Origin of the sequence: Streptomyces sp. NPDC050617, assembly GCF_040654795.1 — a bacterium.
Classification (GTDB): domain Bacteria; phylum Actinomycetota; class Actinomycetes; order Streptomycetales; family Streptomycetaceae; genus Streptomyces.
The window spans coordinates 58,653-78,970 of the sequence record NZ_JBFAIS010000026.1 but is presented as its reverse complement, the minus strand read 5'-3'; the positions used below and the strand labels follow the sequence as shown (position 1 = coordinate 78,970).

Annotated in this window: 16 protein-coding genes; 10 read left to right on the top strand and 6 right to left on the bottom strand. The window is 72.3% G+C overall.

What is annotated here, in order from left to right; translation table 11 throughout:
* Positions 1 to 105: 105 nt before the first annotated feature.
* Positions 106 to 1,518 (bottom strand): proline--tRNA ligase, encoded by a 1,413-nt coding sequence (gene proS / locus AB0I49_RS28960; RefSeq protein ID WP_363230063.1) that lies wholly within the window; start codon positions 1,516 to 1,518, stop codon positions 106 to 108.
* Between the two features lie 190 nt (positions 1,519 to 1,708).
* On the opposite strand from proS, the gene AB0I49_RS28955 reads away from it, so the two are divergent.
* The gene (locus tag AB0I49_RS28955) at positions 1,709 to 2,536 is read left to right on the top strand and encodes a methyltransferase domain-containing protein (protein WP_363230062.1); all 828 of its coding nucleotides are present in this window, start codon (positions 1,709 to 1,711) and stop codon (positions 2,534 to 2,536) included.
* A gap of 45 nt (positions 2,537 to 2,581) precedes the next feature.
* Here AB0I49_RS28955 and ftsH read toward each other — a convergent pair whose 3' ends face one another.
* A complete protein-coding gene (gene ftsH / locus AB0I49_RS28950) occupies positions 2,582 to 4,501 on the bottom strand; it encodes an ATP-dependent zinc metalloprotease FtsH (protein WP_363230061.1) in 1,920 nt (639 codons plus the stop codon).
* A 140-nt stretch (positions 4,502 to 4,641) separates the two neighbouring features.
* Between ftsH and yhfZ the strand changes: the two genes are divergently transcribed.
* The 9 genes from yhfZ (at position 4,642) to AB0I49_RS28905 (ending at position 13,827) form a co-directional block, all read left to right on the top strand.
* Positions 4,642 to 5,580, top strand: coding sequence for a GntR family transcriptional regulator YhfZ (yhfZ, locus tag AB0I49_RS28945; protein WP_363230060.1), 939 nt, complete (start codon positions 4,642 to 4,644; stop codon positions 5,578 to 5,580).
* Positions 5,581 to 5,625: 45 nt separating this feature from the next.
* On the top strand, positions 5,626 to 7,005 hold the full coding sequence (locus AB0I49_RS28940) for a YhfT family protein (RefSeq protein WP_363230059.1): 1,380 nt from the start codon (positions 5,626 to 5,628) through the stop codon (positions 7,003 to 7,005).
* Positions 7,006 to 7,100: 95 nt separating this feature from the next.
* Positions 7,101 to 7,478, top strand: coding sequence for a PRD domain-containing protein (locus tag AB0I49_RS28935; protein ID WP_363230058.1), 378 nt, complete (start codon positions 7,101 to 7,103; stop codon positions 7,476 to 7,478).
* A 37-nt stretch (positions 7,479 to 7,515) separates the two neighbouring features.
* A complete protein-coding gene (locus tag AB0I49_RS28930; protein WP_363134114.1) occupies positions 7,516 to 7,872 on the top strand; it encodes a DUF2620 domain-containing protein in 357 nt (118 codons plus the stop codon).
* A 65-nt stretch (positions 7,873 to 7,937) separates the two neighbouring features.
* Entirely contained in the window at positions 7,938 to 9,299 is a 1,362-nt protein-coding gene (locus AB0I49_RS28925) for a YhfT family protein (protein WP_363230057.1), read from the top strand.
* Between the two features lie 34 nt (positions 9,300 to 9,333).
* The gene (locus AB0I49_RS28920; protein WP_363230056.1) at positions 9,334 to 10,275 is read left to right on the top strand and encodes a phosphotriesterase; all 942 of its coding nucleotides are present in this window, start codon (positions 9,334 to 9,336) and stop codon (positions 10,273 to 10,275) included.
* Between the two features lies 1 nt (position 10,276).
* On the top strand, positions 10,277 to 11,410 hold the full coding sequence (locus AB0I49_RS28915; RefSeq protein WP_363230054.1) for an aminotransferase class V-fold PLP-dependent enzyme: 1,134 nt from the start codon (positions 10,277 to 10,279) through the stop codon (positions 11,408 to 11,410).
* Between the two features lie 2 nt (positions 11,411 to 11,412).
* Positions 11,413 to 12,576 carry an alanine racemase gene (locus AB0I49_RS28910; protein WP_363230053.1) on the top strand — a complete coding sequence of 388 codons (1,164 nt, stop codon included), beginning with the start codon at positions 11,413 to 11,415 and terminating at the stop codon, positions 12,574 to 12,576.
* 30 nt (positions 12,577 to 12,606) lie between these two features.
* Complete coding sequence (locus tag AB0I49_RS28905) at positions 12,607 to 13,827, top strand: phosphopentomutase (RefSeq protein WP_363230052.1); 1,221 nt, start codon at positions 12,607 to 12,609, stop codon at positions 13,825 to 13,827.
* Positions 13,828 to 13,975: 148 nt separating this feature from the next.
* On the opposite strand, the gene ffh is transcribed toward AB0I49_RS28905, so the two are convergent.
* From ffh to AB0I49_RS28885, 4 genes are all read right to left on the bottom strand, one after another.
* Positions 13,976 to 15,562: a signal recognition particle protein gene (ffh, locus tag AB0I49_RS28900; protein WP_363230051.1), complete on the bottom strand. Its 1,587-nt coding sequence runs from the start codon at positions 15,560 to 15,562 to the stop codon at positions 13,976 to 13,978.
* Positions 15,563 to 15,695: 133 nt separating this feature from the next.
* Entirely contained in the window at positions 15,696 to 18,155 is a 2,460-nt protein-coding gene (locus AB0I49_RS28895; protein WP_363230103.1) for a [protein-PII] uridylyltransferase, read from the bottom strand.
* A 165-nt stretch (positions 18,156 to 18,320) separates the two neighbouring features.
* Positions 18,321 to 18,659, bottom strand: a complete 339-nt coding sequence (locus AB0I49_RS28890; RefSeq protein WP_363230050.1) for a P-II family nitrogen regulator — start codon at positions 18,657 to 18,659, stop codon at positions 18,321 to 18,323.
* A complete protein-coding gene (locus AB0I49_RS28885; RefSeq protein WP_363230049.1) occupies positions 18,656 to 19,948 on the bottom strand; it encodes an ammonium transporter in 1,293 nt (430 codons plus the stop codon). The genes AB0I49_RS28890 and AB0I49_RS28885 overlap by 4 nt, the downstream gene beginning before the upstream one ends.
* Positions 19,949 to 20,318: the final 370 nt, after the last annotated feature.

The window sequence follows — 20,318 nt, the reverse complement described above, 5'->3', positions numbered from 1 at the left end:
GTCAGTTCACGCTCATGCGTCCCGACGAGGGCGGGTGCGCCGATGTGCGGAGAAGTCGCGCACCTGTTCCCAAGCCGGGACGTAACCCCGGGTGGGACCCGGGTATCAGTAGGCGCGCGCGACGATGGCGACGGTACCCGGGGCGTCGTCCGCGTCCGGCACCGACCCGTCCTCGGCCACCAGGCACCGCACGGACGCGCCCTGCTCGGCGAGGGCCGCCTCGCCCGCCGGCCCCAGGTCGGCCCACGGAATGCGCGCCCAGCCGCCGCCGGCCGCCGCCTCGGCGGCCTCCTCGACCGTCGCCACCTCGCTGGTGCGGGCCACCCGGCGCTCCCGCGACTGGCGCAGCAGCGTCTCCTGGTCCTCTTCGAGGACCTTGGGCAGCAGGTCGGCGAGGCCGTCCAGGCGTACGGGCTCCTTGCCGCCCGGAATGCGGCGGGCGAGCATCGCGGTGCCGTTCTCCAGGTCGCGCGGGCCGACCTCGATGCGTACGGGGACGCCCTTGAGCTCCCAGTCGACCGCGCGGCGGCCGAAGGGGGTGTCGACGCGGTCGTCGACCTGGACGCGGATCCCCGCGGCCTTCAGCCGGTCGCCGATCTCGCGGACCTTGGCGACGGCCTCGTCGCCCTTGATCGCCAGGACCACGGCCTGGACGGGGGCGAGGCGCGGCGGGACGCGCATCCCGTTGTCGTCGCCGTGCATCATCACCAGGGCGCCGACCATGCGGGTCGTGAAGCCCCAGGAGGTCTGCCAGACGTGCTCCTGCTGCCCGTCCTTGGAGAGGTACTGGGTGTGGAACGCCTTGGCGAAGTTCTGGCCGAGTTCGTGGCTCGTCCCCATCTGGAGCGCCTTGCCGTCGCCCATCATCCCCTCGAGGGTGAGGGTGTTGATGGCGCCCGCGAAGCGCTCCTTGGGCGTCTTGCGCCCGAGGACGACGTCCATGGCGAGGACGTTCTCCATGAAGTCCGCGTAGACGTGGCGGTGGATGCGGGCCGCGAAGTCGCGGGCGTCCTCATAGGTGGCGTGGGCCGTGTGGCCCTCCTGCCAGAGGAATTCACTCGTCCGCAGGAAGAGACGCGGACGGAGCTCCCAGCGGACGACATTGGCCCACTGGTTGATCAGCAGCGGGAGGTCGCGATAGCTCTGCACCCACTTCGAGAAGTACTCGTTGATGATCGTCTCTGAGGTGGGCCGGACGACGACCGGCTCCTCCAGCTCCTTGCCGCCACCGTGCGTGACGACGGCGAGCTCCGGCGCGAAGCCCTCGACGTGCTCGGCTTCCCTCGTCAGATAGGACTGCGGGATGAGCAGCGGAAAGTACGCGTTCTGGGCGCCGGCGTCCTTGATCCGGGCGTCCATGTCCTGCTGCATGCGCTCCCAGATGCCGTACCCGTACGGTCGGATGACCATGGTGCCGCGCACCGGGCCGTTGTCCGCCAGCTCGGCCTTGTTGATCAGGTCCTGGTACCAGCGGGGGAAGTCATCCGCCTGAGGGGTGAGAACGGGAGCCTTTGCCATGGCGGGAATGGTACGGGGCACCCGCCACGGAGCGTGAATCGCTCCCAGGGGGGCATCCCCCACTGGACGAGTCGGCTGATGCGCAGTTCCCTGGCATACGGGGGTGTTCCACAACTGCGCGCACGACGGCGTACACGGGGGCGGCGAATCTTGAATACATCACGTCTCTCGGCGGATTGGGGCGCTTTCGATGACATCCACGCTCGTGCGGCGGCATCGCCAGGACTTTCCCGCACCCCAGGAGCGGGCCCGTGACTGGGCCGAGATCCAGGAAAGGATGCTGGTACCGCTCTACGAGGCGGTCTACGAACGGCTGGAAGTAGGCTCGGCGACCCGGTTGCTGAGCCTGGGCTGCGGCTCCGGGCTGGCGCTGCTGATGGCGGCGGCGCGGGGCGCGACGGTGAGCGGGGTCGACCCCGACGACCGGCGGCTGGAGCTGGCCCGGCGGCGGCTGCTCCCGGAGCGCACTCCGGCGGACGGTACGCGCCTGGGGCACGGCGGCCCCGGATGCGTCACCGACCCGAGCGGGGCAGCCTTCAATGTGGTGACCGCCTTCGACCCTTTGTACTGCGCGGGCGGCAGCGCCCGAACCATGTCGACTGCGCTCGCGGAGGCGGCGGCCTGCGCGGAGCGGGGCTCTCCGGTCGTACTGGCCGGGTGGGGCCCCCAGGAGCGGTGCGCGACGTCCGGGGCGCTGCGGGTCGCGGCGCGGCTGGCGGACCCGATGTGCGCGCCCGCCCGGTGGCGGCCGAGCGGCCGGGACGATCTGGAGAACCTGGCCCGGAAGGCGGGGCTGCGCCCGGACGGTTCGGGCCGGGTGGCGTGCCCGTTCGGTTACGCGGACATGGACTGCGCGGTGCGCGGCCTGCTCTCGACGGGCGCGTTCGACGCGGCGGCGCGGGCGACCGACCAGGCGCAGGTGGTGAAGGAGCTGACCGAGGCGCTCCACCCGTATCTGCGGGAGGACGGCACGGTCTGGATGCCGAATGTGTTCCGCTACCTGATCGCCCTGGTCTGACCGCTCCGGTCGGTACGGCGGCGTGCCCGGCCGTCGGGGTCCTCGTCAGCTCTCGGGCTTGCTGAGACGGGTGATCCCGGCGACGCGGTACGCCTCGTCCTCCTCCAGGGTCTCGTTGGCGAGCAGCGCCTCGGCGAGGGCGTCGAGCTGCGCGCGGTGCTCGGTCAGCAGCCGGCACGCCTCCTCGTAGCAGTCGTCGACGATGCGCCGCATCTCGTTGTCGACGGCGTCCAGGGTGGCGGGGGCGGCGGAGAGCCCGTACGCCTGCTGGGCGTCGCTCGGGATGGCGGTGAGGCGGCCGACGCGCTCGCTCATGCCCCAGCGGCCGACCATGCCGCGGGCGATCCCGGTGACCTGCTCCAGGTCGTTCTCGGCGCCGGTGGTGATCACGCCGAAGACGGTCCGCTCCGCCGCCATGCCGCCGAGCGCGCCGATGATCCGGCCGCGCAGGTACTCCTCGGTGTAGGCGTAGCGGTCGGCGTCGGGGGTGGAGAGGGTGACGCCGAGCGCCCTGCCGCGGGGCACGATGGTGATCTTGCGGACGGGGTCGGCGCCGGGCTGGAGCATGCCGAGCAGGGCGTGGCCGCTCTCGTGGAAGGCGGTGCGGCGGCGTTCCTCCTCGGGCATCACCAGGGGCCGTTCGGCGCCGAGCTGCACCTTCTCCAGGGCGTCGGAGAACTCGGTGGGGCCGACGACCGGCTGCTTGCGTTTGACGGCGAGGAGCGCCGCCTCGTTGGCGAGGTTGGCGAGGTCCGCGCCGGTCATGCCCGGGGTCGTACGGGCGACCTGGACGAGGTCGACGTCGTCCGCGAGCGGGATGCGGCGGGTGTGGATGCGCAGGATCGCTTCGCGGCCGTCGCGGTCGGGCGGGCTGACGGTGACCGTGCGGTCGAAGCGGCCGGGGCGGGTGAGGGCCTTGTCGAGGATGTCCGCGCGGTTGGTGGCGGCGATGACGACGACGCCCTCGGAGCCGGAGAAGCCGTCCATTTCGGTGAGGATCTGGTTGAGCGTCTGCTCGCGCTCGTCGTGGCCGCCCATACCGCCGCCACCGCGGGCCCGGCCGATGGTGTCGATCTCGTCGATGAAGATGATCGAGGGGGCGACCTTGCGGGCCTCGGCGAACAGCTCGCGGACCCGGCCGGCGCCGACGCCGACGATCATCTCGATGAATTCGGAGGCGGAGGCGGAGAAGAAGGGCACGCCGGCCTCGCCCGCGACGGCGCGGGCCAGGAGCGTCTTGCCGGTTCCGGGCGGCCCGGCGAGCAGGACGCCGCCGGGCATCCGGGCGCCCAGCTTGCGGTACGCGTCGGGGTTCTTGAGGAAGTCGACGATCTCGGTGAGCTCGGCCTCGACCTCGTCGATGCCGGCGACGTCCTCGAAGGTGGTGCGCTTGCCCTCCTCCGGCACCACGGGCTTGGGCGGGGCCTTGCGGCCGAAGCCGCCCATCCCGCCGCCCATGGCGCCGCGCATCCTGCGCGCGATGAAGATCCAGAGCACCACCAGCAGCAGCATGGGCGCGAGGGAGATCAGCAGGTTGTAGAGGAAGCTGCGTTCCTTGACGACCGGCTCGGCGGTGACGGTGACCTTGTTCTTGGCGAGGGTCTCCCAGAGCTTGTCGTTGGCGAAGGCCGGGCGCTGGGTCTCGAACTGCGTGTAGTCGCCCTTGCCGCCGGGGACGGGCTTCTTCGCCTTGAGCTCGCCCTGGATCGACTCGCCCTTGGAGTAGAGCTTGGAGATGTTGTCGGCGTTGAGCTGGTTGCTGAACTCCGTGTACGAGATCGACTTGGTGTCGTTCCCGCCGAAGAAGGAGAGCAGGACGTCCGTGATCAGGAAGACGGCGACGGCGGTGAGGACCAGGCGGCCCCAGCCGCCGGGCATCTTGCGTTTCGGCGACGGGGTGGGCGGGGTGCCCTCCGCCCGCCAGGGCTGATCGGGGTTGCCTCGCGGGGGTACGGGGTTGCTCACTCCTGCTCTCCTTTTTCCAGAGCCCTGCCGCCGGACCCTGCCGCCGCGACCGTACTGGAGAAATCACACTAATCGGAGCATTGGCAAGTGAGTCTTGAGACCCCTTGTCAATATCCAGAATCCTGGTTACTGTCGTATGCGTGAACGGCATCGATGAGCGGTTCCTGACCCGTAACGGACTGGCTGCCCGGCAGCTCGCGGCCCTGCTGCTCAACCACGAGCAGGACACCCGGCTGCCCCGCGTCCGCGACTTCGCCGCGCAGCTCGGCGTCGGCAACGGCACCATCCAGGCTGCCCTGCAGATGCTGGAGGGGGCGGGCGCGATCGAGACGGTCGCCCGCGGGCATCTCGGCACCTTCCTGGTACGGGCCGACCGGACCATACTGTGGCGGCTGGCCGGCCTCGGCACCCTGCTCGCGGCGATGCCGCTGCCCTACTCCCGGCGCTACGAGGGCCTGGCCACGGGCCTGCGGGACGCCTTCGAAGAGGCCGGCGCGCCCTTCGCGATCACCTTTATGCGCGGTGCGAGCGCCCGCGCCGCCGCCCTGCTGGAGGACAAGGTCGACCTCGTCGTCCTCTCCCGCTTCGCCGCCGACCGGCTCATCGAGGAACACCCGCTGGAGCTGGTCGCGGACCTCGGCCCCGCCACCTACGTCGGCGCGCACGGCATGCTGCTGCGCCACGGCACCTCGCTGGAGCAGCGGCTGCGCGTCGCGATCGACCACTCCTCCGAGGACCAGCGGATGCTGACGGAGCGCGCCTTCGCGGGCCGCACGGACATCGAGTGGGTCGAGACCTCGTACATGCAGTTGGGCGACCTCTTCGCGAGCGACCAGCTCGACGCCACCGTGTGGAACCTCGACGAGGTGCCGCACGGCCAGCTCGGCGCCTCGGTGGACATATTGCCGCTGGGCGACGAGATCACCCGGGACCTGTCACTGCGCAACTCCAGCGCAGCCATCATCGGCCGCGCGGCGGGGGCAGCGGCGCTGACCGCCGTGCGCGAGGCGCTCGACCTGTCGGTCATCACGACATCGCAGAGCGAGGTGCTGCGCGGTGAGCGCATCCCCTCCTACTGACCATCCGCACTGCTTGACCATCCGTACGGCTGAAAGCAGACCCACATGCAAGACCAAGGGCCGGGGGCGATGGCACTCGCCGCCAGTGGGCACCACTCACTGAACCTCTCCCCCACGCAGATCGTTCTGACCGTCGTCGTCTGCGCGCTGTCGGCGCTGCTGGTGAACATGGCGGTGGCCGTCTTCCACGACGGTGTACGGCCGTTCATGCTCGACTACCGCCAGGGGCGGATGAAGCGGCGCGAGATCGCGACCATCGCCTTCAGCCTCTCCTCCGGATTCATCTTCGGGCTCGGCGCGCCGATGGCCTTCTCCACGGGGGTCCTCAACCCGTGGCTGCTCTTCCTGCCGACCGACATCCTCGGCCTGCTCGCGCCTCGGCGGTGGCTCGCCCCGGTGCTGGGCGCGGCCTGGGCGCTGCTGGTGATATTCGGCCTCGCGGGCGCCACCGACGCGGCGCAGGCGCTGCCGGTGGACTTCCTCACCGCGATGCAGGCGCTGTCCGACCCGGTGATGTACCTGTTCGCCTTCTTCCCGGCCGTGGCCATCGCCTATCAGTTCGGCAAGGCGCGCGGCGGGATCGCCTTCGCGGTCGAGGGCCTGATCATGCTGGCCACGGCGTACTTCTGGAAGAGCCTCTTCCCGGGGGCGCTGGCGATGGCCGCGGGCATGGCGACGCTGGTCGCCTTCGCGGTGCGGCGGGACGTCGTCAACCGGCGTACGGCGCGGGCGGAGGCCGCGGCGAGGGGCGAGGAGCTGCCCGCGGTCGACACGTCGGCCGCCGACTCGCTCTTCGGTGAGAACGCGAAGCGGCTGCGCAAGTATCTTCCGTGGCTGCTGCTGCTCGGCGGGCTGACGGGCGCGCTCTGTGCGACCGGGGTGTTCGCGGGCGGTGAGGCGACGAGTTACATCGTGCAGAAGGGGGACATGGGCGATGCGGCGCAGATCGACTTCTACCGCACCTTCGGCTTCATTCCGCTGATCGGCCTGACCTCGCTGGCCTCCGGCGTCTACGCCACCAACGGCATGAACTTCGTGTACGCGGCCGGGTATATCGCGGCTCCGAACCTGCTGGTCGGCGGCGTGGCTGGGGTGGTGGTCTTCGGCGTGGAGGTGCTGGCGCTGTCCCAGCTCGGCCGGCTCTTCGCGAGGGTGCCGTCCATGCAGGACGCCTCCGACCACATCCGCAACGCCATCAACCAGGTCCTGGAGATCGCCGTGCTGTTCGGCTCGATCCTGGCCGGGATGCATATGGGCGGCGGGGTCGGAGTGGCGCTGGTCGGCGGACTGTATGTGCTGAACGAGGCTATGGGACGGCCGGTGATGCGGCTGGCGGCGGCGCCCTGCGCCGTGATCCTGGTCGGCATCGCGCTGAACCTCGCGAGCTGGGCGCATCTGTTCACCCCGATCAAGATCGCCGGCTGACCGTGTCCACCCCACCCGAATGCCCAAATCGGGACTTAAGTCACTGACGAAAATCCAAAATCCTGGTTACTGTCGAATTTGTGGAAAGGATGACCATGGATGACAAGCTCGCCCTCCGCATCCAGCTCTTCCGCGAGAGCGGTCAAGTACGGCCCGAGGTGGCCGACTTCGTGACCAGTGAGCTGCAGGCGCTCGCCTCCGAGGGCCGCACCGTCACCGAGGACACCGCAGGGATGCTCACCAGCCATCTGATGATGGCCCTCACCCGGCTGCTGAACGGAGAGCCGATCGAGCAGTTCCTCACCGACGACCAGGTGGCCGCCGAGCTGGCCGGGCACCCCGACGCCGTCGACCGGGCCCACGCCATCTCCGCCCGCGCCAAGCGGGTGCTGGGCGCCCCGCTCCCGGAGTCCGAGATCAATTTCCTCGGCATGCACCTCGCCGTGCTCGCCCAGCACTCCACCGCTTCCTGAACCGCTCACCCCCCTCAGCAGAGAGAAGGCACCAGTCATGACGAAGATCCTCACCGGCGGCGTCGGCAAGGTCGAGGTCGCGGAGACCGTCAAGAAGCTCGCCCTCGACGGCGTGGAGATCACCGTCTCCAGCGACATGGACGCCGCGATGAAGCTCCGCGCCGGCCAGGCCGACTACTTCCTCGGCACCTGCCACACCGGCGCCGGCGCCTCGCTCGGCGTCCTCGTCGGCCTCATGGGCAAGGACGCCTGCCACACCTTCGGCCGCTCCGTCCCCACCGAGGACGACGTCAACGGCCTGCTCGCCGAGGGCAAGAAGGTCTTCGGCTTCGCCATCGACCAGATCGACCTGGTGGCCCCCATCGTGGCCCGCGCCATCGCGGCCCGCGGCTGACCCAAGGACACCGGGACGCCGGGAGCAAGACCCTGCCGGAACACCGGGGCACAAAGGAGTGACCTGTGAGTACGACCCTCGCCGCCGCGAGCCACAGCCTCAGCTTTACGCTGCCGCAAGAGCTGACCGTCATCGTCCTGTGCGCGCTGACAGCGTTCATCTCGCACATGGCGCTCGCCGTCTTCAATGACGGCGCCCGCCCCTTCATGCTGGACTTCATCCAGGGGCGGTCGACGCGCAGCGCCATGACAGCGGTGTCGTTCGGGCTGTCCGCGGGCTTCATCTTCGGCCTCGGTGCGCCGATGGCGCTGTCCACCGGTGTGCTGAACCCCTGGCTGGTCTTCCTGCCCACCGACATCCTCGGCATCCTGTCGCCGAAGAAGTGGCTCGCCCCGATCCTCGGCGGCGCCTGGGGCGCGGTCATCGTCTTCGGTCTGAACGGCGCCAACAACGTCGCCCACGACCTGCCCGTCGACTTCATCACCGCCATGCAGCAGATGTCGACGCCGATCCTCTTCCTCTTCGCGCTCTTCCCCGTCCTCGCCATCACCAAGCAGTTCGGCAAACTGCGCGGCGGCATCGCGGGCGTCGTCGAGCTGGCGCTCGTCGTCATGACGATGAAGCTCTGGCCCAACATGTTCGCGGGCGCCCTGGCCATGGCCGTCGGCGTGCTGATGCTGATCGGCTTCGCGATCGACAAGGACATGCGGCAGCGCAAGGCGGACCGGGCCGCCGCGGACGCCGCGGGCTCCCCCGAGGACGCGGGAGCCGGCGAGGCGGCCGACGATCCGATGGCCTCGCTGTTCAGCGCGAGCGCGGCCCGGCTGCGCAAGTACCTGCCGCTGTTCATGGTGCTCGGCGCCGGCGTCTGTCTGCTGGCGCAGATGCACATCTTCGGCGGCGGAGAGGCCACCAGCTTCCTGATCGCCAAGGGCGACTACAGCGGCGCCGCCCAGGTCGACTTCTACCGGGTCTTCGGCTTCATCCCGCTGATCGCGACCACCGCGCTCGCCTCCGGCGCGTACGGCATCGCCGGCTTCACCCTCGTCTACCCGATCGGCTACCTGCTCCCGAACCCCTGGCTCGCGGTGATCGTCGGCGCGCTCGTCTTCGCCTGCGAGGTGCTGGCCCTCTCCTGGATCGGCAGGGTGCTGGGCAAGCTGCCGTCGGTCCGCGACTCCTCCGAACACCTGCGCAGCGCGATCTCCGAGACCCTGGGGCTCGCGATCCTCTTCGGCTCCCTGATGGCGGCCAACGCCATGGGCGGCGGCCTCGGCATCCTCATAGTCGGCGGGCTCTACATGCTCAACGAGGCGATGGGCCGAGTCGTGGTCCGGATGGCGGCGGCCCCCGCCGCGGTCATCGTCGGCGGCATCATCCTCAACCTCCTGTACTGGCTGAACCTGTTCACCCCCGTCAAGGGATGACGACAGGGCCCCTCGCCAGGAAGGCACAGCTCCCATGAACCACCTCCAGACCGTCACCGGCCCCCTCTCCCCCACCGATATCCAAGGCCCCGTCCTCACCCACGAACACCTCGTCATCGACCTCGGCCGGGACTCCGACCGCGCGGCCGTGCTCGACCCGTCCCAGCACGCCGGGCCGGTCACCGCGGAACTCGCCGCGCTGCGCGCGGAGTTCGCGCTGTCGCTCGTCATCGAGCAGACCTGCCGGGGCATGGGCCGCGACGCCGACGCCCTGGCCCGTATCTCCGAGCGGTCCGGCGTCGCGGTCGTCGCGTCCACCGGCTGGTACTACGAGCCGTTCCACCCGAGCGAAGTGGGCGCGGCCGGGCCGGCGGAGCTGACCGAGACGCTCGTCCGCGAGATCGAGAACGGTTTCGGCGCGAGCGGCATACGGCCGGGGCTGATCGGCGAGGTCGGCAGCCACGGCGACCGCCCGAGCCCCGCCGAGACCCGCACCCTGCTCGCGTCCGCCCGCGCCGCTATCGCCACGGGCCTGTCCCTGGCCACCCACGCGCAGCTCGGCCACGGCGGGCTCGCCCAGCTGGAGCTGCTGACGGACGCCGGGCTGCCCGCCCACCGGATCTGCGTCGGCCACCAGGACCTGCTCGACGATCCGGCCGTCCACCGCGAGCTGGCGGCGGCCGGGGCGTACGTCGCCTTCGACACGGTGGGCAAGGAGAGCTACCAGAGCGACGACACGCGGCTGCGGCTGCTGCTCGCGCTGGTGGAGGCCGGGCACGCCGACCGCGTACTGCTCAGCTGCGACATCTCCCGCCACGGCTATCTGGAGAGCGAGGGCGGCCAGGGCTACGGGCATCTGTTCCGCTCCTTCCTCCCCAAGGCGCGGGCCGCCGGGCTCGACGACGACCTGATCGACCTCATGACACGGCGCAACCCGGTGCGCTTCCTGACCGGCTCGACCACGGAGGAGCTCTGAGATGAGCGCAGCACTGCCGCGGACCTTCCCGCTGGCGACGGTCCCGCTGGACACCGCCGTCGCCAGGCAGTTCCGGCTGATCGAATGCACCGCACGGCACTTCGAGGGGGCGCAGCTCTTCGAGGCCGACGCGGGCGTCGTACCGGGGCTCGGCCGGCCGCGCACCACCGCGCGGGTGGAGGCGGTCCTCGCCGACTTCTTCGGGGCCGAGGACGCCGCGTTCGTCCAGGGCGCCGGCACCGGCGCGATCCGCGCCGCGCTGAGCGCGGCCGTCAGCGCGGGCGACCCGCTGCTGATCCACCGCGCCCCCGTCTACCGCACCACCGAAGTCACCCTGCGCGGCCTCGGGGTGGAGACCGTGGAGGTCGACTTCAACGACTCCGCGGCGCTGGCCGAAGCGCTGGCTTCCGGCCGCTTCCGCTGGGCCTATGTCCAGCACACCCGGCAGCGGCTCGGCGACTCCTACGCCCCGGGCGCGGTGCTGGCCGCCTGCCGCGCCGCCGGGGTGCGCACCATCGTGGACGACAACTACGCGGTCATGCGGGTCCCCGAGAGCGGCGTGGAGCTGGGCGCCGATGCCTCCTGCTTCTCGCTCTTCAAGCTGCACGGCCCGGAGGGCGTCGGCATCGTGGTGGGCGCCCGCGACCTCGTCGAGAAGGTGCGGGCCGACAACTACTCCGGCGGCGGCCAGGTCCAGGGCCACCAGGCGCTGGACGCGCTCAGAGCCCTCACCCACGTGCCCGTGATGTGGTCCGTGCAGTCGAGGGTCGGGGCCGAGGTCGCCGAGCGGCTGGCCGCGGGCGAGGTGCCGGGCGTCGCGGAGGTCCGTATCGCCAACGCGCAGGACCGCTGTCTGCTCGTCCGCCTCGACCGGCCCGTCGCCCGCGACCTGCCCGCGGCCGCCGCGCGGTACGGCGCGGCCCCGTACCCCGTCGGTTCCAACTCCCGCTACGAAGTGGCCCCGCTCTTCTACCGGATGTCCAGCTCGTCCCTCGACGACGCCCCGGAGCTGGCCGACTGGACGGTGCGCATCAACCCGATGCGGGCCGGCGCGGACCTGGTGATCGACATCCTCCGCCGTGCCCTGCGGGACATCCCGCGCGACGCGCACCACTCACGCGAACTCAAGGATTGACCGTGTTCCTCGACACCGTCCTCACCCGCAACCCCCAACTGGCCGACGCCGCGGCGGCGTTGCACGAGTCCGGGGAGATCCCGCCCAACACGTACGTGGTCGACCTCGACGCCGTCGAGGCCAATGCCGCGATGCTGGCCGCCGAGGCCGAGCGCGTCGGCCTCAGCCTGTGGTTCGTGGTCAAGCAGATCGGCCGCAACCCCGAGCTGATCCGCGCCATCGCCCGGCACATCCCGAAGTTCGCGGCCATCGAGCCGCCCGAGGCCCGCGTGCTGCACGCCGCCGGGGCCCAGGCCGGCAACCTCGGCCACCTCGCGCAGATCCCGCGCCGCGCCCTGCCGGAGATGCTCGCCTGGCGCCCCGAGACCGTCACGGTGTACGACCTCGCCAACGCCCGCGCCGTCTCCGAAGCCGCCGAGCGGCTCGGCTTCGTCCAGGACGTCCTGATCCGGCTGGAGGGCGCCGAGGGCTCCGTCTACCCCGGTCAGGAAGGCGGCGTTCCGCTCGACGGGCTGGACGCCTTCGCGGCGGAGGCGGAGCGGCTGCCGGGCGTGCGGATCGCGGGCGTGACCGCGTTCCCCTGCGTCCTGTGCGACCCCGCCGACTCCCGCCCCCGCCCCACCCCCAACTTCGAGCTGGCCCTCAAGGCCCGGCGGGTCCTCGCCGCCCGCGGCCACGCGGACCTGGCGCTCAGCGCCCCCAGCGCCACCTCCATGGCCACCCTGCCGATGCTCGCCGAGCTCGGCGCCACGCACGGCGAGCCGGGCCACTCCCTCACCGGCACCACGCCCCTGCACGCCGTGGACCCGCACCAGCCGGAGATCCCCGCGTACGTGTACGTCAGCGAGGTGGCCCACACCCTCGCCGACGGGCGGCCGGCGCTGTTCGGCGGCGGCTTCTACGCGCGTTCCGGGGTCAAGGACGCCCTGCTGCCCCGCACCGGAGTCCGGCTGCCGGTCCAGGAGGCGCCCGCCGAGAACATCGACTACTACCGCCTGCTGGAGGCCCCCGCGCCCGGTCAGGACGTACGCGTCGGCGACACCGCCGTCCTCGCCTTCCGCACCCAGATCTTCGTCACCCGCAGCACCGTCGCGGTCGTCGCCGGCCTGTCCTCCGGCGCGCCGCGGCTGACCGGCCTGTACGACCCCCTGGGCCGCGCCTACTGAGAGGCACCGAGCGTTCCGAAAGGCACTGACATGAGCAAGACCGTCATCGTCGTCATCGACGGATTCGGCATCGGCGCGATGCCCGACGCGGGCGCGCTGCGCCCCGGCGACATCGCCGCCGACACCTGCGGCCACATCCTCGACCACTGCCGCAAGGAGCTGGAGCGCCCGCTGCGGCTGCCGTCCCTCGGCGCGCTCGGCCTCGGCCTGGTCCACGGGCACCCGGACCTCGCGCGCACCACCCGGCTGCCGGTCGCCGTCGGCCGGGCCGCCCTCGGCTACCCCGGCGCGGACACCTACGCGGGCCACCAGACGATGATGGGCGCCGACTTCAGCAAGGTCACCGTGGCCCGGCTCGGCGAACACCTCGACGAGGTGCGGGCCGCGCTGGAGGCGGCGGGCCACCGGGTGGCGGAGCTGAACGGCAGGCCGCTGCTCGTCGTCGACGGGTGCGTCCTCATCCACGACAACCTGGAGGCCGACCCCGGCATCAACTGGAACGCCTCCGGGAGCCTCGACGACTTCCCCTTCGACCACATCCTGTCCATCGCCCGGACGGTCCGCACCGTCGCGCCCGTGGCCCGCGTCATCGCGGTGGGCGGCCACGCCGACGGCCCGCTGCCCGGCTTCGTACGGGACGGCGAGAACGGCACGTACGGGCTCGACACCCCGGCCACCGGCTTCTACCGCAACGGCGGGCTCGAAGTGCAGCACCTCGGCGCGCCGCTGGACCACACCCGGCAGCTGCCCGACCTGGCGGCACGCGCGGGCGTCCCGGTCACCCTGGTCGGCAAGGCCGCCGACATCCTCGCCTGCGACGCGGCCGTGCGCCGCCCGGCGGTGCCCACGGCCGACGTGCTCGCCCACACCCTGGACGCCGTACGGACGCCGGGGCCCGGCCTGATCGTCGCCAACGTCCAGGAGACGGACCTGGCCGGGCACCAGCAGGACGTGCTGCGCTACGGCGAGGTCCTGGAACAGCTCGACGCGGGCCTGGCCGAGCTCATCGCGCTGCTCGACGCCCCCGGCGACCGCCTCGTCGTCACCGGCGACCACGGCAACGACCCGACCATCGGGCACGCCTTCCACACCCGCGAGTACGTGCCCGTCCTCATCCACCGCCCCGAGGCGACGGGCCTGGAGTTCCTTCCGGACGCCCCCTCGCTCGCGGACGTGGGCGCCACCGCGGCGCTCTCCCTGGGACTGAGCCCGTCGGGCCTGGCGAACGGCGCTCCGATACGCGCCGCGTAGCGCGAGGCCGTGGACAGCGGGTCGCGCAGTGCGTCGCGGTGCACACGGCGCGGCCGGCGAGGCCGCGGAAAACGAATCCCCCGCCCCCACTCCGGAGGCCGGGGCGGGGACGGGGGGAGGGAACGCTATGGGCGCCGTGCGACGCCGCTCACTTGTCCGACGGCGGGAGCATGTCCCGGAACTCCTTGGGGAGTTCGAACGAGCCCGCGTCCTGACCGGCCCCCGGAAGGCCGAACGCGCCGCCCTGCTGACCGGGCTGACCGCCGCCCTGGGCCGCCGCCTCGCGCCGCGCCGCCGCCGCCTGCTCCTCGGCCTTGCGCTTCATCGGGTTGCCGCTCTTGCGCTTGCCCTTGGCCTGCTTGGCCTGCTTCTTCTGCCGGCCCGGACCGCCGCCCGTGCCCGGCATGCCGGGCATCCCCGGCATCCCGCCGCCCTGCGCCATCTTCGACATCATCTTGCGCGCATCGAAGAAGCGCTCCACAAGGCTCTTGACCGCGCTCACGTCCACGCCCGAACCGCGGGCGATACGGGCCCGGCGGGAGCCGTTGATGATGTGCGGATCCTTGCGCTCGCCCGGCGTCATCGACTTGATGATCGCGGCGGTGCGGTCCACGTCCTTCTCGTCGAGGTTGTTGATCTGGTCCTTGATCTGCCCCATGCCGGGCAGCATGCCGAGCAGCTTGGAGATGGAGCCCATCTTGCGGACCTGTTCCATCTGGGCCAGGAAGTCGTCGAGCGTGAATTCCTTGGGGCCCTTCGCCAGCTTGGCCGCCATCTGCTCGGCCTCTTGCTGGCTGAAGGTCTGCTCGGCCTTCTCGATCAGGGAGAGCATGTCGCCCATGCCGAGGATGCGGGACGCCATGCGGTCCGGGTGGAACGCGTCGAAGTCGTCCAGCTTCTCGCCGTTGGAGGCGAACATGATCTGGCGGCCGGTGACGTGCGCGATGGAGAGCGCGGCGCCGCCTCGGGCGTCGCCGTCCAGCTTGGACAGGACGACGCCGTCGAAGCCGACGCCGTCGCGGAACGCCTCCGCGGTGTTGACCGCGTCCTGGCCGATCATGGCGTCGACGACGAACAGCACCTCGTCGGGCTTGACCGCGTCGCGGATGTCCGCGGCCTGCCGCATCAGCTCCTGGTCGATGCCGAGGCGGCCGGCGGTGTCGACGATGACGATGTCGTGCTGCTTGGACTTGGCGAACTCGATCGAGTCCTGCGCGACCTTGACCGGGTCGCCGACGCCGTTGCCCGGCTCCGGCGCGTAGACGGCGACGCCGGCGCGCTCGGCGACGACGGAGAGCTGGTTGACGGCGTTGGGGCGCTGGAGGTCGCAGGCGACGAGCAGCGGGGCGTGGCCCTGGCCCTTGAGCCAGTGGCCGAGCTTTCCGGCGAGGGTCGTCTTGCCGGCGCCCTGGAGGCCCGCGAGCATGATCACGGTGGGCGGGTTCTTGGCGAACCGCAGGCGGCGGGTCTCGCCGCCGAGGATGCCGATCAGCTCCTCGTTGACGATCTTGATGACCTGCTGCGCGGGGTTCAGCGCCTGGGAGACCTCGGCCCCGACCGCGCGCTCCTTGACCTGCTTGATGAAGGAGCGGACGACGGGCAGCGCCACGTCCGCTTCGAGCAGGGCGATGCGGATCTCACGCGCGGTGGCGTCGATGTCCGCCTCGGACAGGCGGCCCTTGCCCCGGAGGCTCTTGAACGTCGCTGCAAGGCGGTCGGAGAGGGTATCGAACACGGTGGTCGCAGATCCTTCGGGTCGGAAGCCGTTCGCCGGTCTCGTCGTGCCGGTGGTCAGGACGAGAGCCTGACTGTTGTCAGCAGGTCGAGTACGTCGCGCCCCCAAGGGTATCCGGCCCTCCGGGGTACGGTCAGCCGCCCAGCGCTCCCTGCACGGTACGGGCCAGTTCCGCGGCCTCCACACCGCCCAGCGGGACGCCCCGCGGACCGGTCACGTAGAAGGCGTCCACCGCGTTCGCCCCCAGCGTCGAGACATGGGCGCTGCGGACGGTGACCCCGGCGTCCTCCAGCGCCCGCCCGATGCGGTGCAGCAGGCCGGGAGCGTCCTGGGCGCGTACCTCTAGGACCGTCGCGAGCCGGGAGCCGCCGGGCACGACGGCCGCCGTCGGTGGCGGCGCGTGCACCTGCCGCCGCCGCTTGCCGTAGGCGGCCTCCCGCTCCGCCAGCCGGGCCGCGATGTCCAGCGTGCCCGCCAGCGCGCGCACCAGGTCGTCGCGGAGCCGGACCGCCTGCGGCAGCGAGCCGTACTCGGCGGCGACCCGCCACCGGAGCAGCAGGACCTCCGCGCCGGTCGCGGCCGGGCCCGCGGCCGCCGGCGGCACCTCGACGGCCCGCAGGTCGGCGGCCCGTACCGTCAGCCGGTGCAGGGCCAGCACGCCCGCCGCCGCGGGCAGCACGCCCGGCTGGTCGGGCACCGCGATGAGCAACTCGACACCCACCGGCTCGACGCCCGCCGCTCCAACGGCCGCCGGCTCGACACCGCCCGCACCGGCCGGCCTCTCCCCCTCGTCCCTTCGGGTGCGCAGCGCCAGGACCGGGCCGCCCGTGCGCCACGCCTCGACGGCGAGGCGCTCGTGCTCCGCCGTGGGCGCCCGCGGCTCGGCGCGCTCCGCGACCGGCTCGCCCGCCAGGGCCGCCGCGACGCGCTTGACCAGGTCCGCCACGAGCGAGGCGCGCCAGGCGCTCCACGCGGCGGGCCCGGTGGCCAGCGCGTCCGCCTCCGTCAGGGCGTGCAGCAGCTCCAGGGCGGCGCCGCTCCCGACCGCCTCCGCCACGGCCCGTACGGTCGCCGGATCGTCGAGGTCGCGGCGCGTGGCCGTGTCGATCAGCAGCAAATGATGGCGTACGAGCGCGGCCAGGACGGCGGTGTCCGCCCGGTCGAAGCCCAGGCGCACGGCCACGTCGCGGGCGATCGTCTCGCCCGACGCCGAGTGGTCGCCGGGCCACCCCTTGCCGATGTCGTGCAGCAGCGCGGCGACCAGCAGCAGATCGGGGCGGCCGACGCGGCGGGTCAGCGCGGCGGCCCGTACGGCCGTCTCGACCAGGTGGCGGTCGACGGTCCAGCGGTGCACGGGGTTGCGCTGCGGGCGGCAGCGGACCCGTTCCCAGTCCGGCAGCAACCGGGAGACGACGCCCTCCGCTTCGAGCGCCTCCCAGACCGGAACGGTCGGCTCCCCCGCGCCGAGCAGGGTGACGAGCGCCTCACGGGCCTCGGCCGGCCACGGCACGGGCATCGGCGCCGCCGTGGGCGCGGCGAACCGGCGGACGGCGTGCGGCGAGAGCGGCAGCCCGGACTGCGCGGCAGCAGCGGCGGCCCGCAGCGGCAGCACCGGGTCCCGGTCGGGCCGCGCGGTACGGGCGAGTACGACCTCGCCCTCCTGCTCGACGACGCCCTCCGCGAGCGGGCTGCGCTCACCCTCCGCCGCTCCCCGGCCGCCCAGCAGCCCCCGCAGCCGGGGCCGCGCGGAGCGGGCCCGCAGCACGCGTTCCACCTCGCGCCAGGTCACGTCGCTCGCGTACGACACGGCGCGCGCGGACTCGTACACCCGCCGCAGCAGCGTGTCCGCGTCCAGCACGCCGAGGTCCGCGGCCACTTGCCGCTGCTCCTGCAGCGCGAGCCGGTCCGTCGCCCGGCCCGTGGCGAGGTGCAGCGCGTCGCGCGTGTCCAGCAGCCGCGTACGGGCCTCCTCCAGCCCCTCGCGCGGCGCGTCCGCGATCCAGGACGCGGCGACGGCCCGTAGCGCGGTCGCGTCCCGCAGTCCGCCGCGCGCCTCCTTGAGGTCGGGCTCCAGCAGGAACCTCAACTCCCCGTAGCGGCGGGCCCGTTCCGCGCACAGTTCGGCGAGCTCCGGCAGCCGTCCGGGGGCCTGGGCGCGCCAGTCGGCGTAGGCGGTGGAGCGCAGGGCGGCGGTCAGGGCCGCGTCGCCCGCGAGGTGCCGGGCGTCGAGCAGCCCGAGGTGCACCTTGAGGTCGCGGGCCGCCGCCCTGCGGGCCTCGGCCGGGGTGCGCACGGAGTGGTCGAGGGCGAGGCCCATGTCCCACACCGGGTACCAGACGCGGTCGGCGAGGGCCGCGATCTCCCTCGCGTCCGCCGAACCGTCGTGCAGCAGCAGGACGTCGAGGTCGCTGCGCGGGGAGAGCTCGCCGCGCCCGTAGCCGCCGACGGCGACGAGCGCGGCGGACGGGGCCGGGCCGAGGAGCGCGCCCAGCCACGCGTCGGTGAGCGCCGCGAGGGCGGCGCGGCGCGGCGGCCCGGCCGTCGAGCTCTCGTGGAGGAGCCGCAGCCGGGCCGCCGCGTAGCCGCCGGGCAGCGGATCGCCGCCGGTCCTCGTCCGTACGCTGTCCGCGCAGTCGGCGCTATCGGTGCTGTCCGTCAATTCCGGCTCCCTGTGCCCGTACCGCGTCCCTGTTCCGCTCCGTCCCGCCCCCTTCGCGGCCTCCCCGCCGGGCCGCCCCGCTCGCGCCCTCCGGACGCGCTACACCGCGTCCGGCCCGCGCTCCCCGGTCCGTACCCGTACGGCCGTGTCCACGGGCACGGACCACACCTTGCCGTCGCCGATCTTGCCCGTGCGGGCCGCCTTGACGATCGCTTCGATGACCTGCTCGGCGTCATCGTCCTCGACCAGCACCTCGATACGGACCTTCGGCACGAGGTCGATGGTGTACTCCGCGCCGCGGTAGACCTCGGTGTGGCCGCGCTGCCGGCCGTAGCCGCTCGCCTCGGTAACCGTCAGTCCCTGCACGCCCGCGGCCCGGAGGGCTTCCTTGACCTCGTCGAGCCGGTGCGGCTTGACGACCGCGGTGATGAGCTTCATGCGTCCACCTTCTTCTCCGTTGGCCGGGCGGCGGAGCCGCCGGCCGGCGCGGCGGTCGGCGCGGTGCCGCGGGACTGCGCGACCCCGCCCACCGCGCTGAAGTCATAGGCGGCCTCCGCGTGGAACGCCTGGTCGACGCCGCTGGTCTCGTCGTCCTCGGCCGCCCGGAAGCCGATCATCCGGTCGACGAACTTGGCGAGGAGCCACGAGAGCGCGAAGGAGTACGCCATCACCGCGAACGCCCCGGCGGCCTGCCGGCCGAGCTGGACCGCGCCGCCGACGCCGTCGACGGCGAGGACGCCGACGAGGAGGGTGCCGATGACGCCGCCGACCAGGTGGACGCCGACCACGTCGAGCGAATCGTCGAACCCCAGCCGGTATTTGAGGCTGACGGCCCAGGAGCAGGCGGTTCCGGCGACGACGCCGATGACGATCGCGCCCATCGCGTTCACGGCGGCGCCGGACGGGGTGATGGCGACCAGTCCCGCGACCGCGCCGGACGCGGCCCCCAGGGTGGTGAACGCGCCGTGCCGGACGCGCTCGTAGCCCAGCCAGCCGAGCATCGCGGCGGCGGTCGCGACCTGGGTGTTGAGCGCCATGGTCGCGGCGGTGCCGTCGGCGGCCAGCGCCGAGCCCGCGTTGAAGCCGAACCAGCCGAACCACAGCAGCCCCGCGCCCAGCATCACCAGGGGCAGGCTGTGCGGCCGCATCGGGTCCTTCTTGAAGCCGATGCGCTTTCCGACGACCAGGACCGCGGCGAGGCCGCCCACGCCCGCGTTGATATGGACCGCCGTGCCGCCCGCGAAGTCGATGACCTGGAGCTGGTAGAGCCAGCCGTCCGGCTGCCACACCCAGTGCGCGACCGGGAAGTAGACGACCGTCACCCACAGGGTGATGAACAGCGCCCACGCGCTGAACTTCACCCGGTCCGCGAGTGCTCCGCTCATCAGCGCTGGCGTGATCACCGCGAACATCAGCTGGAAGAGGGCGAAGGCGAAGACGGGGATACCGGTCTTCCCGCCGGTCAGCGTCCCGGCGTCGATGCCGGAGAGGCCGATGTGGTCGAGGCCGCCGATCAGCCCGGCGCCGCTGTCGTCGCCGAACGCGAGGGAGTAGCCGTAGAGCACCCACAGCACGGAGACGATGCCCAGCGAGATGAACGACATCATCAGCATGTTCAGGGCACTCTTCACCCGCACCATGCCCCCGTAGAAGAAGGCCAGGCCGGGGGTCATCAGCATCACGAGCGCGGCACTGATCAAGACGAACGCGGTATCTGCGCCATTCAACGTCGACGTCTCCTCGGGGCGGGCGGCCCCCGTACGGGCAGGGACTCGGTGGGCCGGCTGACGCCACGAGGCTGGCGCAGCGCGGTTTCCGCCGATGCGCCCGCGTGTTTCACCGCGGTGACGAAGAGCGCGGGCGTGTTACGAGTGGATGAATCACCGGACGGCGCCCCGCGCCCAGTCCCGCGGACCCGCCCGCGCGAAAAGACCGACCGCGGCGACCACCCGGTTGACCTGGCGTGGGGGAGCCGAGTCGGGCTGTACGGGGTGGTCACCGCGGCCGGAATCCATGGGGCCGTGCGGTCGTCGAAGGGCGGACATCGGGGGCGGTGGCCAGGGGCGGCCGTCGAAGGGCGGTCATCGGAACGGGCGA